Origin of the sequence: Phyllobacterium sp. LjRoot231 (genome assembly GCF_964253365.1) — a bacterium.
Classification (GTDB): domain Bacteria; phylum Pseudomonadota; class Alphaproteobacteria; order Rhizobiales; family Rhizobiaceae; genus Phyllobacterium.
Map to the genome: position 1 here is coordinate 3,186,759 of NZ_CAXUQT020000001.1, position 13,987 is coordinate 3,200,745.

15 protein-coding genes are annotated in these 13,987 nt (G+C 54.7%); 1 reads left to right on the top strand and 14 read right to left on the bottom strand.

Annotation, left to right across the window (positions count from 1 at the left end; all coding sequences use genetic code 11):
• Positions 1–526: 526 nt before the first annotated feature.
• Entirely contained in the window at positions 527–1,087 is a 561-nt protein-coding gene (locus ACSQ3H_RS15700; protein WP_436117908.1) for a hypothetical protein, read from the bottom strand.
• 440 nt (positions 1,088–1,527) lie between these two features.
• A complete protein-coding gene (locus tag ACSQ3H_RS15705; RefSeq protein ID WP_436117909.1) occupies positions 1,528–2,421 on the bottom strand; it encodes a hypothetical protein in 894 nt (297 codons plus the stop codon).
• A gap of 501 nt (positions 2,422–2,922) precedes the next feature.
• Between ACSQ3H_RS15705 and ACSQ3H_RS15710 the strand changes: the two genes are divergently transcribed.
• Positions 2,923–3,276, top strand: coding sequence for a hypothetical protein (locus ACSQ3H_RS15710; RefSeq protein ID WP_436117910.1), 354 nt, complete (start codon positions 2,923–2,925; stop codon positions 3,274–3,276).
• Positions 3,277–3,529: 253 nt separating this feature from the next.
• Here the strand turns inward: ACSQ3H_RS15710 and ACSQ3H_RS15715 are convergent, their stop codons facing one another.
• The 12 genes from ACSQ3H_RS15715 to ACSQ3H_RS15770 form a co-directional block, all read right to left on the bottom strand.
• The gene (locus ACSQ3H_RS15715) at positions 3,530–3,853 is read right to left on the bottom strand and encodes a hypothetical protein (protein WP_436117911.1); all 324 of its coding nucleotides are present in this window, start codon (positions 3,851–3,853) and stop codon (positions 3,530–3,532) included.
• Positions 3,854–4,247: 394 nt separating this feature from the next.
• Entirely contained in the window at positions 4,248–4,466 is a 219-nt protein-coding gene (locus ACSQ3H_RS15720) for a hypothetical protein (protein WP_436117912.1), read from the bottom strand.
• A 657-nt stretch (positions 4,467–5,123) separates the two neighbouring features.
• The gene (locus ACSQ3H_RS15725; RefSeq protein ID WP_436117913.1) at positions 5,124–5,594 is read right to left on the bottom strand and encodes a YbaK/EbsC family protein; all 471 of its coding nucleotides are present in this window, start codon (positions 5,592–5,594) and stop codon (positions 5,124–5,126) included.
• Positions 5,591–6,400 (bottom strand): MBL fold metallo-hydrolase, encoded by an 810-nt coding sequence (locus ACSQ3H_RS15730; protein WP_436117914.1) that lies wholly within the window; start codon positions 6,398–6,400, stop codon positions 5,591–5,593. Before ACSQ3H_RS15730 ends, ACSQ3H_RS15725 begins: the two co-directional genes overlap by 4 nt.
• On the bottom strand, positions 6,393–7,193 hold the full coding sequence (locus ACSQ3H_RS15735) for a TatD family hydrolase (protein WP_436117915.1): 801 nt from the start codon (positions 7,191–7,193) through the stop codon (positions 6,393–6,395). The genes ACSQ3H_RS15730 and ACSQ3H_RS15735 overlap by 8 nt, the downstream gene beginning before the upstream one ends.
• Before the next feature lie 3 nt (positions 7,194–7,196).
• A complete protein-coding gene (metG, locus tag ACSQ3H_RS15740; RefSeq protein ID WP_436119466.1) occupies positions 7,197–8,756 on the bottom strand; it encodes a methionine--tRNA ligase in 1,560 nt (519 codons plus the stop codon).
• Positions 8,757–8,843: 87 nt separating this feature from the next.
• Complete coding sequence (locus ACSQ3H_RS15745) at positions 8,844–9,227, bottom strand: type II toxin-antitoxin system VapC family toxin (RefSeq protein ID WP_436117916.1); 384 nt, start codon at positions 9,225–9,227, stop codon at positions 8,844–8,846.
• Complete coding sequence (locus tag ACSQ3H_RS15750) at positions 9,227–9,463, bottom strand: type II toxin-antitoxin system Phd/YefM family antitoxin (protein ID WP_436117917.1); 237 nt, start codon at positions 9,461–9,463, stop codon at positions 9,227–9,229. Before ACSQ3H_RS15750 ends, ACSQ3H_RS15745 begins: the two co-directional genes overlap by 1 nt.
• A gap of 60 nt (positions 9,464–9,523) precedes the next feature.
• The gene (locus ACSQ3H_RS15755) at positions 9,524–10,576 is read right to left on the bottom strand and encodes a DNA polymerase III subunit delta' (RefSeq protein ID WP_436117918.1); all 1,053 of its coding nucleotides are present in this window, start codon (positions 10,574–10,576) and stop codon (positions 9,524–9,526) included.
• Positions 10,573–11,244: a dTMP kinase gene (gene tmk, locus ACSQ3H_RS15760; protein WP_436117919.1), complete on the bottom strand. Its 672-nt coding sequence runs from the start codon at positions 11,242–11,244 to the stop codon at positions 10,573–10,575. Before tmk ends, ACSQ3H_RS15755 begins: the two co-directional genes overlap by 4 nt.
• 86 nt (positions 11,245–11,330) lie before the next feature.
• Positions 11,331–12,560, bottom strand: coding sequence for a D-alanyl-D-alanine carboxypeptidase family protein (locus tag ACSQ3H_RS15765; protein WP_436117920.1), 1,230 nt, complete (start codon positions 12,558–12,560; stop codon positions 11,331–11,333).
• Positions 12,529–13,803, bottom strand: a complete 1,275-nt coding sequence (locus ACSQ3H_RS15770; RefSeq protein WP_436117921.1) for a septal ring lytic transglycosylase RlpA family protein — start codon at positions 13,801–13,803, stop codon at positions 12,529–12,531. The genes ACSQ3H_RS15765 and ACSQ3H_RS15770 overlap by 32 nt, the downstream gene beginning before the upstream one ends.
• Positions 13,804–13,987 lie beyond the last annotated feature (184 nt).

Below are 13,987 nucleotides of genomic sequence, written 5' to 3' on the forward strand. Positions count from 1 at the left end.
CCCAAACTCAATCAACGAGGTGTTGGCCGATCCAACGATTACGAAACCAGATTTAGTGGCGACGAGACCGATGCTGCGGTTACGAACGAAATTTTCTGCAGTGTGTGAGGCTCACCGTCAGCGGTATGGGCTCCATCCCTTCAAATGCGTCTCGACGCCGTAAGTACTGGCCTTCTCATGAATATCAGCGCGCGGTTTGGAAGTCGGAACAAACGCGCTTGAAGTACTCCTCAGCGTGGCGGATGTCAGGCCACATATTGCGACCAAAGGGACGCCAGAAACGCCGAGCTTATACTTTTGCCGCACAATGTAGATCATAGTTTTCATCTCCCAAACGTTGAAGGTCTTGAAGGGGGAACCCAACTCATCGGTAGCCCAAACGGCTGCCGATGAGTTGGGTATGGTTGTCCCGATGGACAGTTGCCCACACTTGGTTGCGCAGACAGCTTGCTCGTATGCACGAAAGGAAGTTTCGTACTTTGCATTGTGGTGCAAGGTGGAGAAACCTTCGGCTTGAACAGTAAAACTAGGTAGCCTGGTGAGAGGTCGTCCCGTCTGCACAGTAGAACATTTGCCGTAATTGGGCTCGTTCTTGCCGTGGCCGGAAAAGCTTGTCGTATGCTTCCTCTTCTTCAAATTTGGCCCTGATCGCAGCGACTTGGCGCGGATCAAACCTGGAGTTGAATGTCCGGATCAGCTGGCCAACGCACTCAGTGACCAGCGAAACGGCATCATCTGAGATCTCGCTGTCGTCCAAATAGATACGCCCTGTAACCTCACCGCTATCGGCATCCGTGATCGTGTAACACGCCCGCCTGGTTGTCTTGTTAGATATCCAGGTGTCATAGCTATACTGTAAAACGAGCGCGGCGTGATGCTCGGCGAACAGGTACTTCGTATCGAAATACTGTCCGGCAATGTGATCGGAGCTGTACATCAGCAGAGCGTCCGCCCGAATGTCTTCAGTCAAGCCAAAGTGTCCGTCACAGTCCACTACGCCGAAAGAGGAAACTGATTGTGGCGGATGTTTTGCAAGCATTTCGCCGATGAGTTCGCGAGCAATTGTATAGTTGGTTTGCAGTTCCATGTCGTATTCCCTTGCATTGTAAAAAGCGCTGTTATCAAGATGCTCTGTCGATTTTGAAACGATGTTAATAGTAAAAAAATGAAAGTAGTGATTTTGTGTTCTTAGAGTTATTGTCAACATTCATGTAAGAGAGAAATGTTGAAAGTAGCGTCTCTTCACAGAAGATAACCAAAAATGTTGCTATTTTGAGTGTCCTCTTTGGTGCATCCAGCGTCCTCGATCAGTGCAGTCCGCAGCATGCCGGAACACCAGACCCTCAATTGTCGATGAAACCGATTGATTTCTACATTCGCTTGCCAACGTTGTTTGCAGCCGTATGACTGCGGCCTGACGCTGGATTGCCGTGGATTAAGGTTGCAACTCGGCTGTCCAAGAGGCGACGACCCACATCGTCGCCGATGTTGGCTATTATGATGCTCCTGCTTGATGCTCGTGGGCACTCACAATAGAGATGCCGAGTTGACCGTATGGCGTGTGCTGCCACGTTTGTGTTGAATGGCGGCCCTGCAATGCAGTGTCCGGATGAGGTTTTGCACGCATTGCTTCAGTTGTCTTCGATGCTTGGGTGACATCGAGCGGTCGCAATGGGCCGCTTCCATTTCCAGTTTTGTGGCTGGCGAAGTAGACCTCAATGATTCATAAGCCAATTGCAACACACGCCGATAGTGCCTGACCTGCAGTAGGTCCCCACCAACCTCATGTGCGGTTGCAATATGCTGCGCCGCCCTCACTAAAACTCGATCAGTAAGCTCGCAGCCGCAGATCCCGAAATTACCATTCTTGTCAATCATACCAAATGTCGGGCCGTTTTTGGGCGGATAGGTTCGCGCCATTTCATTGATAAGCTGGCGTCCCACTGGTTCTGTGCCGAGGACCCGCTGGGCCCTAAGTTTTTCTTGTTGCTTGTCTCCGAGCAGGCATGAGTTGATAAACTCGACCTGCTCATTGAATGTGGTGATGAGCAAGTCGGTCACCGCAATGAGCGTGGCTTCGATGTCCTTCGGAAGTGCGTATTCACAATAAGGATTGACGGAATAGTCTTCATCGCGATCGGCGTTTTCCTCATCGTCGCTACGGATCAGGTCGCAAGCAAATCCGAGAACGTATTCGGCCTCGTAATTCGAGAAGGTCTTATCTTCCCCCCGGCAGATGCGGTACGTTCTACAAATCACTTCTGCGACCATGAAAACGATCGTATCGGCATGTTCGTCCACGATCGATGGCTGCTTTCGGCCTCCATAGATCGCCCGCAAGAACTGAGGACGCGGATAATTTTTGCGCAGCATCGCATCGATGAGATTGCGCAGTGTTTTTGGACTGGTTTCGAATTTCAATGCAGAATTCCTTCTCGTTGAACAGTATTGGATACCTGCGAACCTCGCATTTCGTCACAGATCGTCGGTTGATATAAGGTCGTCACCTTCCAGCATAAAGTAAAAATCGCTATCTATTACAAAACTGTATTCACTCATTTTGTCATCCTCTAGCTTGCAGCGAGAAAAAAATTTTCTCTTCTGTGTAGTTAGAATTCTCGTAGGCGGCAGATCGCCCGTCAATAGCAAAAATATACTTTTTATCGATTATTTATATTGTCAACATTTTGCGTGGCTTCGCTAAATGTTGACAATGTTATTACAAGTGAGAAAACGCCCCAAAACTCTACGGAATTTTATTTGAGGCAGATGAGGCGGCACGGCCCATAACCATCAGCTACGCACTCGATTCAACGCGGTTGACAGTTCAGGAAGCGGCTGGCGGATCGATGCACGGACGAAATTTGGTGTCGGACGCTACTATCCGAGCTGTGTGAATTCGGTTTGCCTGAGCGCGGTCCCATGCACGAGCTTTCGCGTGTGAGCACGCGCAGCGGAAGTTATGGACTTGGATTCACCAAATCTTTCATTGGCAAGCTTGGAGGTGGCCCGCTGTCCTATCTGAATGGCGAGAGGTACGAGGCAATTGCATTGCTGCTGAAAGCGTCCGCGAACGATCGGAATGAGCCGGTCTTGAAACTTTGCCCCTTCATCGACCACGTTTTGAATACCAATCAATTCGACGGGGAACGAGAATGGCGCGTTCCCGCGCCGATTCCGGTTAGTCTCGACAATGTGTGCTTTCTGGTTCTCCCCATTCTCAGCTTCGGGACATATTTCGTTTTCACCAAGCAGCGTAAAATGCCCTTGGCTTGAAGAAACCAATCAGCTCCGTAGCGAGTGAGCGAAGCCGAGCGGCTGACGGCTAGGCGCAGTTTCTAATCGACGCCAGACATAGAGGATGTGCTACGCTACGCCCCACCGATTATATTTGCAGAGGCATTTGAAAATGCTGGATTAGCGATTCTGAATCAAACGGCGTTTAACTGAGTAATGGGGAGAGCACGTGGGGTTTAATCAACGTCACTCACCGCCCAGCATTATCGAGGCTGTCTGGTACAGAGCTCTTTCAACTGTTCAGCCGACCGTTCGGATTGAGCAGATGTGGCTTGCGCCGGAACTGCCACCTGCCCTTTGCATATTTCTTAACGATGCTATCGACGACCTCATAAGATAGGTCCGGGGCGAAACCCTGATGGACCAGCCGCTTGACGATACCGTCGATGGCGTCTTGAGTCGCTTCGTTGTCTTTGGCAAACCTTAGAAAGTAAGTGTGCATCAGTACGCGCGCGCAATCATCGCGCGAGGGCCTTCGCTCTTGTTGCAACCGCTCGCGGTATTCGCGCTGCCTAAGTTTCTGTTCAGCATTTCTTTGTTGCAGTGATTTCCGCATGGTTTGCTCCTTCTTTACAAAAAGCATGATCCGGAAAACGAGCCGGCGCAAACGCCGACGAAGGGGCAACTTCTAATTTATTGGGCAGGGCCTGGTTGGGATCGGATCATTTTGTGACGCCGTCATTGCATTTTGAAATGCCTCAATTTCTGAACAGCGTCATCGGTTTCAAAATGATCGAGTCAGGCCTTTTCGGGCTTGCCATCGGCCAAGCACGCTGTCTGCCAGTGACAGCACCAGAGGTTGGGCGCAGCGCGTGGTGTCAGCCGGCGCATCGTATCGACGGCCTGATCCTCCCTCCCCTTTCCCAACCGATGTGCGAGAATCGCCAAGGCAACGGCTGGCGAGCGGCATCGCCCTGAGTGGCAATGAATGAGCAGACTCTGCCTTTGCATCATGCGACCAAAGAGGATCGCCGCCTCAACCTCGGCGGGGTGGCGACAAGACCGCTCTCGTCATGGTGTTCGCGGTCGTTGAAAGCCAGTACCAGCGGCTGCCTGCTACTAATCATCAGCAATCTCAGGTTCACATCAGCATTCTCGATCGTGATGATGCAGTCGAATTCTTCGTGCTGCTGCGCCGCCTTGAGGCTCGATATTGCGATCGATATCACCCCCCTCGTCCACTGCCCAAGCGCTGTTGCAAGTCGATCCCGAGTTGGCCGCTCACCGCAAACGCCGTTTGACCAAGAATCGGATTGCCAGAAGTTTGCAACGCAAGTCTGCAAAACGGAATCGGTGTTATCCTAAACGCCGATCAGGGGAATCGCCGCCAAATTACCAATGCGGCGACGGTGCGGAGCGCGGGCAATTTCAAAAACTGCATCGACATATCGAAGATATTGAATCGGTGTTCCCCAACTTTGAATCGGCAATCCCCGAATTTGAATCGGAATAGCGTAAATTATTTTGACGTGCCGGCGCGTAGTTGTGCATTGATTGCGCATGCCGGCACGTTGGCGATAAAGGATCAGCCATTGCTGGCCCGTTGTCCTTATTTACGTTCAGTTGCCAAAGAGCTTTTGCAATGCAATCCGGCAGATTTGATCCCTTGAAGTTCGTTTCAGCGACAAACGGCGTTTGCGTGCATCGGGCCATGGTCATAGTTCCATCTATCGACCCTCAGGGATTCTTCGACAAGCACTACCAGGTGGACAGATTTATGTTTAATACCTCGCTGCCCCTTGAAAGCAAGGAAAGCAGCCCACTCACTCAGCTACATCAGCGAAAGCGCACTATTTGGAACCAACAGCCATGGTCGAACAGATAAATCAGCCTGTTATGTCAGCTATCCGTGCGTTGGCAGCTTTGGCCAACGCGTGTGGTTCGCTGGGGAAAACGAAGTTGGTGCCGCCTGCTGCGGCCCAGACCACATCGAACTGCATCAGGCTTTCATCGGCATAAGCCTTGATGCCGATCAGATGCCCCAGCGGTGAAACGCCTCCAATAGCAAAGCCCGTTTCCTTGCGCACATGCTTGGGATCCGCTTTATGCAATGCTTCACCAGTTAGCCTGGCGGCTTTGTCGAGATCGAGCTTGCGTGGTCCTGATACAAGAAACAGGTAGAGGTTTTCGGTATCAGCGCCTTGAAAGATCAAGGATTTGACGATCTGCGCCACGGTGACGCCGCACTGGATTGCCGCATCTTCCGCCGTGTGGGTTGAATCGGCCATCTGGCGAATTTCAATATCGAGGCCGGCAGCGTGGGCTGCCTGGCGAACGCGTTCAACGCTTTTACTCATAGCTCGACCTCGAATGACATGCCATCAAAAGCCGGCTCGACATTGTCTGGTGTTTCACGCAACACGGTTTCGTAGTCGAGCGGTATGTGCATATGGGTCAGTATAGCTCGACGCGGTTTGAGCTTCACGACCCAATCCATTGATTCTTCGAGAGAAAAATGACTTGGGTGGGGTCTATATTGTAGCGCGTCGATGACGAGTGTGTCGAGCTCGAATAGTTGCGCGGCGGTCGTGTCTGGAAATGCACTGACGTCGGAACAATAGGCCACATCCGCAATGCGAAAACCCAGGGACAGGATATCGCCGTGTACCTGCGGCAGCGGCAGAAAATGGATGGCGCCACCCGGGCCGTCGATCTCGAAGGCTTCGTGATGGATGATCTCATGCGGCCGCAGGATTGGCGGATAACTCGAGCCCTCCGGCGTCTTGAAGCAATAGGCGAACCCTTCCATCAAGCGTCGCTGCGTCACCGCATCGGCGTAGATGTTCACAAGATCGCGACGATCGATGACAAAGGTCCGCAGATCATCCAGCCCATGAATATGATCGGCATGTGCGTGCGTATAGATGACCGCGTCGAGCTTGCCGGAGCCGAAATCGATCATTTGCGAACGGAAGTCCGGCCCCGTGTCGATAACGACAGTGGTCACACCGCCGTGTTCCGCAATGCGCTCGACCAGCATCGATGCACGGCGTCGTCCGTTCTTCGGGTTCGTTGGATCGCACCTGCCCCAATCACCATTGATACGCGGCGTGCCCGGAGATGAGCCGCAGCCAAGAATGGTGAAGCGCAAGCGATCAGACATTGGCGATCCCAGCATCGGGCCTTGGCATCTTGGTGAAAAGCCGGAACACATTTTCCGAAGTCAGAGCGCCGATCTCCTTTTCACTGACGCCGATGGTTTCTGCCAAAACCGCTGCGGTATGCCGGACGAAACTTGGCTCGTTGCGTTTGCCACGATGTGGCACCGGCGCGAGATAAGGCGCGTCGGTTTCGACCAGCAACTGGTCGCGCGGCACATTACGGGCGATTTCGCGTATCTCGGGTGAGTTCTTGAAAGTGAGAATACCCGAGAAGGAGACGTATCCGCCAAGTTCTACACCGACCCGTGCCAGTTCCGCACCAGAGGAGAAGCAGTGCAAAATGAAAGGGAAGGCGCCCTTCCCTGTTTCTTCGGTCAAGATCGAAATCATATCGTCGTCGGCGCTACGGGCATGGATGACGAGCGGTAAGCCTGTTGCGCGAGATGCTGCGATGTGTGTGCGGAAACCCTGCGCCTGCGCCTCTGGCGGTGCGTAGTCATAGTGATAGTCAAGCCCGGCTTCGCCAATTGCAACGACCTTCGGATGCTCTGAAAGCCGGATCAAATCTTCCGCTGTCACATCGAGTTCTTCATGCGCATTGTTCGGATGCGTTCCAACAGACGCATAAACGCTGTCATACTGCTCAGCGATCTTGACGATATCGCCAAAGCGCCGGACGCGTGTACAGATCGTCACCAGCCGCTTGATGCCATGGTCCAGTGCCCGCTGAACGATGGCATCGCGCTCCTCGGCAAAGTCGGCGAAATCCAGATGGCAGTGACTATCGACGAGCATCTATCAGGCTTCTTTGTCGGCTTCGACATAACGCGGGAAAATCGGCTGTGGCGCTGGCAGGTCTGCACCCGGAACGAGTTCGCCTCCGACCAGATCGACAAAGTTCCGCTTATCCGCTGGTACCGCTAGAATATCGAGCAATTTCGCTGCAGAGCCCGGAATGAAGGGCTGGCAAAGAATGCCGACACGCCGGATGACTTCCGCCGTCACATAGAGAACAGTCTCCATGCGTGCGGGATCGGTCTTCTTCAGTGCCCAAGGCTCTTGCGAAGCGAAATAACGGTTGGCTTCGGCCACTACAGCAAAGATTGCCGCCAGAGCCTGATGCAGCGCCTGCGTGCCAACGGCCTTGCGTGCGGTTTCCAGCGCTGCAACGGCCTGATCGAGAATAGCCTTGTCCACGTCGGTCAATACGCCAGGCTGTGGAACCTTGGCATCGCAATTCTTGGCGATCATCGACAGCGAACGCTGTGCCAGATTGCCGAGATCATTGGCGAGATCCGCATTGGTTCGGTTGACGATGGATTCATGGCTGTAATTGCCATCCTGGCCGAACGGTATTTCGCGCAATAGGAAATAACGCAGTTGGTCGAGGCCGTAATGTTCGACCAGTGAGACAGGATCGATGACATTGCCAACCGATTTCGACATTTTCTCGCCGCGGTTGAACACGAAGCCGTGGCCGAAAACACGCTTCGGCAGTTCGATGCCCGCTGACCACAGAAAGGCTGGCCAATAGACAGAGTGGAAGCGGATGATATCCTTGCCGATAATATGCACGTCCGCCGGCCAATAGCGCCAGCGCTCGGCCTCTTCATCGGGATAACCCGCGGCGGTAATGTAGTTTGTCAGCGCATCGACCCAGACATACATGACGTGTTTTTCATCGCCGGGAACTGGAACGCCCCAGTCGAATGTAGTGCGGGAGATTGAGAGGTCCTTCAAACCAGACTTCACGAAGGACACGACCTCGTTGCGGCGCTCATCTGGCCCGATGAAGCCCGGATTGTCTGTATAAAGCTTCAGCAAACGGTCCTGATAGGCCGACAGGCGGAAGAAATAGCTCTCTTCTTCAATCCATTCCACAGGCGTTCCCTGCGGACCGTAGCGCACGTTGTCGGCACGAACTTCCGTTTCGTCTTCCTGGTAATAGGCTTCGTCGCGCACGGAGTACCAGCCGGCATAGCCGCCCTTATAGATATCCCCGGCATCGGCCATCTTCTGCCAGATGGCTTGCGACGACTGGTAGTGACGTTCCTCTGTCGTGCGGATGAAATCATCATAGGATGCATTCAGAAAGTGCCCCATGTCGCGGAAAAGCTTGGCATTTCTGTCGGCGAGCTCGCGCGGCGAGATGCCCTCCTTACGCGCGGTCTGCAACATCTTGATACCATGTTCATCCGTACCGCTCAGGAACATAACGTCCTTGCCATCATGGCGGTTGAAGCGCGCAATCGCATCGGTCGCGATCAGCTCATAGGCATGACCGATGTGCGGGCTTCCGTTCGGATAAGAAATGGCAGTTGTGATGTAAAATGTTTCGCGGCTCATGCGTGACCTGATTTCGTCTTTGGTTTGGGCATCTTGGGAGAAAACGTCTGGCTGACATAACGCAAGTCAGGCCTGATTGCCATAGTCACGGCTAGGGTCTCAACGCGCCCAAAGCTGTGGCACCTGTCTGTAGGTTTGAATAATGCTGTCCGCATGGACCAAGATCATGCTGTCTGTTCGCGCTTGAGCCACAAGCATACGGTCAAACGGATCCGGGTGTGACCACTCGAGCAATCCGGCAATTTCCGCGTGTGCGGGCGTAATAGACAGCGGTAGGAAGCCGTTTCGTTCAATTGCGGCGCTGGGCGTGCCCGTAAAACGCAGCTTTCCCTTCGCGCTTTTAATGGCGATCTCCCAGATTGAGGCCGCGCTGACGTAGACGTTGTTCTGCGGGTCGGCAATGGCGGCGCGGGTTGCCGATCCAAGCTGGCCAGCGCCATTGTCCCACCAAAGAACGACGTGTGTATCTAGCAGAAGGTTCATTACAGGCTGCCGTTGAAAAGGGCTATCGTCTCCGCATCAGCTTCATCGAAGTCCTCAGCGATGTACGAAATTTCCAGTGCGTGCGCCGGTTCGCGCGGCACTTCCTGTTTCGGCAATGGTCCCAATTTGGCTAACGGGACGCCGTTCTTGGCGATGATAACTTCTTCGCCCGCAGCAGCGCGATCCACCAGATTGGAGAGATTGGTTTTCGCATCGTACAGGTTCACCTGATTCATAATATCTTCCTTGACCAACATGACCAAACGTACCACAGGACACCCGCTTGGTCAACTTGGTCAATGTAAAGCTCGATGCATCCTATCGAGGAAAATAAGTACAGTCTGCTTGCGGTCGAGATTGAAGGCAGCGGCTTCCCTCGCCTCGTTCTGCATATCCTGCCAGATACCCGACCAGCGGTTGGCTTCAGAGACATCGCCTTGCTCTGCGCTAAGCCGTGCCTTCACAGCAATACGCCCCAGCAAATCATCAAGGAAAAGATCGTACTGGATCTCGGCGTCACGCCCTGACAGCGCCGTTGCCAGCGCATGGGCTTTGGGCACGTCGAAGACTGGCTTGCTCAGGATAGCATCGACCGCTTCTGAAATTTCCAGCCCGCCAAATGCCAACAGCAAGGCAGCCTTTCGAACGCTGCCGTCCGCGTGGTTGATGAGCGAATCCGCATCGGGCAGTTGTGCAGCGTCCAGATTGATTGCCGAGAGAGCAGCAAGCAGGTCTTGCCGGTCCAGCGGTTCAAAACGGATCGATTGGCAGCGCGAGCGGATTGTTGGCAGCAGTCTGCCTGAAGAATGCGAGATCAGAATGAAAAGTGTTCGCTGCGGCGGTTCTTCAAGAGTCTTGAGTAGGGCATTGGCAGCATTGCGATTCATATCATCTGCGGGGTCGACGATGACGATACGCCAAGCGCCATCGTGGGCGGTACGGTTGAGGAAGTGCGTGACACGTCTCACCTCGTCCACCGTGATCCCAGTCTTGAACTTGCCTGTCTTGGCATCCACCGGGCGGCTGATATGCAGCATGGCCAGATGTGTACCACTCGCGAGCTGCCGATAGGGGGCCACCGTAAAATCCGGCTCCGCAAGCGCCAGCGGCGCCTCGCGTTCCGCCGGATATTTCAACATGTGGCCAGCCAGGTGGAATGCCAGCGTTGCCTTGCCAACACCTTGCGGGCCCTCAAGCAATAGCGCGTGGTGCATCTGACCCGACTGATAGGATTGCGCCAGGAAAGATCTTATCCCAGCATGACCGAACAGCGCAGGATTGGCGGAAGGCGCGGGAACGCCATCGATCGCGTCGTGGGTTGCCGGCACGTCGAGGACGGCATCGCTCATTTCGCCACCTCGGTTCCTTGCTTCGTCTTCATCCCGCGGCTTGCCTTCAACTGATCGACCAGTGCGGCGATGTCTGCTGCAATTTCATCGGCAGGACGATCGGCAGCGACGACCTTGCACCGCTCTGGCTCCGCGATCGCGATGGCAAGATATGCATCGCGCCGTTTCCGCTGCAGATCGATGGTCTCCTTCTCGAAACGATCGGCTGCCCCTTCCCCGCGCCGCGCATGGGCGCGTTGCAGGCCAATTTCCGCCGGAAGGTCGAGAATGATCGTCAAGTCAGGCATCAGGCCATGGATGGCCGCGCGCTCGATAGCGCGCATAAGTCCGGGATCGAGATCACCGGTAACGCCCTGATAGACGCGGCTGGAGTCGATATAGCGGTCGCAAAGCACCATCCGGCCGGCGTTCAGCGCCTGACGCATGACTTGCTCCACGTGGTCGTTGCGTGCCGCGGCAAACAGCAAGGCTTCCATCGCCGGGCCGAAAGGTTCGGCGGCACCGCTCAATATGACATGGCGCACGGCTTCCGCACCCGGCGAACCACCAGGCTCGCGTGTCACCAGCACATCATCGCCGCTGGCGCGCAGATGCTCCGCCAGTCGGGCAATCTGTGTCGATTTGCCTGCGCCCTCGCCGCCTTCGAATGTGATGAATAGTCCTTGCACGCTAACAGTTGTCTTTCAATACGGAGTCAGTGTCCCATGCAGATGGTTCTAGCGTCCGCAAAAGAAAAGGTCGAGGCGGGATTGTCCTAGAAATTGAGTTGCCGGACCCAACCCGTTGTCAACTCAATCACCGCATCAAGCGAGCGTTTTTTCATATCACCACTCGCAATTGCTTCCGCCGTATAGACCAGCGTTTCCTGGACAAGCGCATCGCCGATCCATATCCGCAATATGCCCACCTGCTGGTCGGCTTTGAGCGGCGCCACCAATGGCCCTTGATAAACCACATGCGCCTTCAGGCGGTCGCGGTTGGCGACCGGTATCAGAATGCTGATTTTTTCATGCGCTTTAAGAGCAACACCCGATTTGACCCCGCCAAACACACTGGCTTCGCCAATGGTTTCACCTTCCGCGAAGATGTCGGCTTCCTCGAAGGCTTGATAGGCCCATTCAAAGATGCGCTTGGCTTCTTCGGCACGTTCCTTGTCACTGGCAAGGCCGCTCAGTGCCACGATATAACGCCGTCCGTTCCGCTCGGTGGCGCCGACAATGCCGTAGCCGGACTGTTCAGTATAGCCGGTGCCCATGCCGTCCGCGCCGATATCGAGGCGCAACAATGGATTACGGTTGCGCTGGAAGATATTGTTCCAGGTGAAATTGTCCTGCGCATAGGTCCGGTAATATTCGGGATATTCGTGTTTGATGTGGCGCGCCAAAGTCACGAGATCGGTTAGCGATACCCGTTGCTTCGGATCAGGTAGCCCGGTCGAGTTGGCAAAGGTTGAGTTCTTCAGGCCAATCTCCTTGGCCCGAGCATTCATCATCTCAGCGAATTTCTGTTCTGAACCTGCAATCCCCTCCGCCAGAATGATGCAGCCATCATTGGCCGATTGCACGATGACGCCCTGGATCAAGTCGCCGACGCTGATGGAGGATTTCAGCTTGGCAAACATGGTCGATCCGCCCGACGGTGCACCACCGGTTCGCCAGGCGTTCTCGCTGACAGTATATTGCGTGGAAGGCGCGATCTGGCCTGTCTTGAGCGCATGAAAGACCACTTCCATGGTCATCAACTTGGCAAGTGCGGCCGGCTCGATCAGCGTGTCCGGCGATTTTGCATAGAGGATCGTGCCAGTCTGATCCTCGACCATCAACGCCTGCTTGGCCTTGGTATCGAACAGCGCATCCTGGGCGTTCGTCCCGCTAACCGAAGCCAGAGCGATCGCCACGCCAAGAGCAAAAATACGAAAGGGCGCGGTCAGAGAACGTTCAAAGCGTTTGAAATCAATTGCCGTCATCACGGACGACGAAGGCATCAACAGCTCCGGCCTTCCACGCCGCCTGAAGCAAAGCGTCGGCATTCTTTCCGGAGTTCGCCCGCGCGACCAAGGCAATACGCGGCCCCTCGGGGCTGGCGATTTCCGACAAATCCACCTTGCCAAGTGGGATAAGTGCAGACATTACCCGTCCCGCTTCAGCCTTGCTGGCAAACAGGCCAACATCGACATATTCACCCGACGGAACAACGGATTGTGGCAACTGGTTCATGTTCTTCCACGCGGCCGAAACAGCCTCTGGCGAGAGCAGGCTGTTTGCGGCTTCCACCGTGCTGTTAGCATTTGCGACGCGTTCACTAGCATAGGAGCTGATGAAGGGAGTTACTGACCTGCCACCCTTGAGCGAGCCGATAAGAATTGTTGGCTTGTCGTCGATATAGGGTCCGATCAGCGGCAAAACCGGGTCGGTATCCATGTTGAACGAAAGTCCGGAATTTTCCATTGGAGCCGTTACAGGCTGCGGCCGTGGTGGTGCCGCGAGCTGAGCCGCCTGATCGTTTAGAGACATTGGCTGATTGCCGAGACTGGCCACCTGGATTCCGGCCGGTTGAGGTTGCAGCATGCCAGGAATGGCGACAGGCGTACGCCGTGTCGGCGTTGGCCCATTCATGGCGATCATCACGCCCGAAGCTGGTTGCCCGATCGGATCCGGCGCGTTGGGCCCGCGATAGGAAGCCATCAGGAAATTATCGTCGCGGCCTTCCAAAGGCGCGCGCCCGACATATTCGACCTTCACGTCGGCGGTGCCAGTATCATGATAGTCGAGGAGCTGTGCTGCTCGTTGCGAAAGATCAATGAGACGGTCGCTGTGATAAGGACCGCGGTCGTTCACACGAACGATAACCGAGCTGCCATTGGTCAGGTTGGTAACGCGAGCATAGCTCGGCAAAGGCATTGTCGGGTGAGCGGCCGATAGTTGGTTCGTGTCATAGACTTCGCCATTGGCGGTCAGACGTCCGTGGAAAGCTGAACCATACCAGGATGCCCTGCCCTTGCGGACATAACCCGGCTCTTCCTTGGGATAATACCATTTGCCGGCGACCTGATAGGGCCGGCCGGTCTGGTCGCGTCCGCCGCCGCGCGGCATGTTGCGAGAATTGGTGACAACGCGTGGACTTGCTTTCACGCCGTATTCGGATTCGGCGAAATATTCTTTGCCGTGGGTTCGCTTGGCGACTTTGACCTTGGGCGATGAAGCACAGGCTGCCATCAGGGCGCCCATTGCAACTACTCCCACAACTCGAAAAGCTTTGGCTTTTGACAATGCAAACCGCCGGCCGCGCGGGCCGCCCCCAAGGATTTATAATTTGATAGACAGATCAGAATGCTGGCGCAACCCCGTGACCCATCATGGGAGCCAAGCCAAGTCTATAAATGCCACCGATAGATTGATACCAGCTTAACAA

What these genes read in the sequence shown, in the direction of transcription:
- ACSQ3H_RS15715 (WP_436117911.1), bottom strand. Translation starts at nt 3,853, where the DNA reads ATGCGGAAATCACTGCAACAAAGAAATGCTGAACAGAAACTTAGGCAG.
- ACSQ3H_RS15750 (WP_436117917.1), bottom strand. Translation starts at nt 9,463, where the DNA reads ATGAATCAGGTGAACCTGTACGATGCGAAAACCAATCTCTCCAATCTG.
- ACSQ3H_RS15755 (WP_436117918.1), bottom strand. Translation starts at nt 10,576, where the DNA reads ATGAGCGATGCCGTCCTCGACGTGCCGGCAACCCACGACGCGATCGAT.
- ACSQ3H_RS15745 (WP_436117916.1), bottom strand. Translation starts at nt 9,227, where the DNA reads ATGAACCTTCTGCTAGATACACACGTCGTTCTTTGGTGGGACAATGGC.
- ACSQ3H_RS15730 (WP_436117914.1), bottom strand. Translation starts at nt 6,400, where the DNA reads ATGTCTGATCGCTTGCGCTTCACCATTCTTGGCTGCGGCTCATCTCCG.
- ACSQ3H_RS15735 (WP_436117915.1), bottom strand. Translation starts at nt 7,193, where the DNA reads ATGCTCGTCGATAGTCACTGCCATCTGGATTTCGCCGACTTTGCCGAG.
- ACSQ3H_RS15710 (WP_436117910.1), top strand. Translation starts at nt 2,923, where the DNA reads ATGCACGAGCTTTCGCGTGTGAGCACGCGCAGCGGAAGTTATGGACTT.
- ACSQ3H_RS15765 (WP_436117920.1), bottom strand. Translation starts at nt 12,560, where the DNA reads ATGCCTTCGTCGTCCGTGATGACGGCAATTGATTTCAAACGCTTTGAA.
- ACSQ3H_RS15725 (WP_436117913.1), bottom strand. Translation starts at nt 5,594, where the DNA reads ATGAGTAAAAGCGTTGAACGCGTTCGCCAGGCAGCCCACGCTGCCGGC.
- ACSQ3H_RS15700 (WP_436117908.1), bottom strand. Translation starts at nt 1,087, where the DNA reads ATGGAACTGCAAACCAACTATACAATTGCTCGCGAACTCATCGGCGAA.
- ACSQ3H_RS15770 (WP_436117921.1), bottom strand. Translation starts at nt 13,803, where the DNA reads ATGGGCGCCCTGATGGCAGCCTGTGCTTCATCGCCCAAGGTCAAAGTC.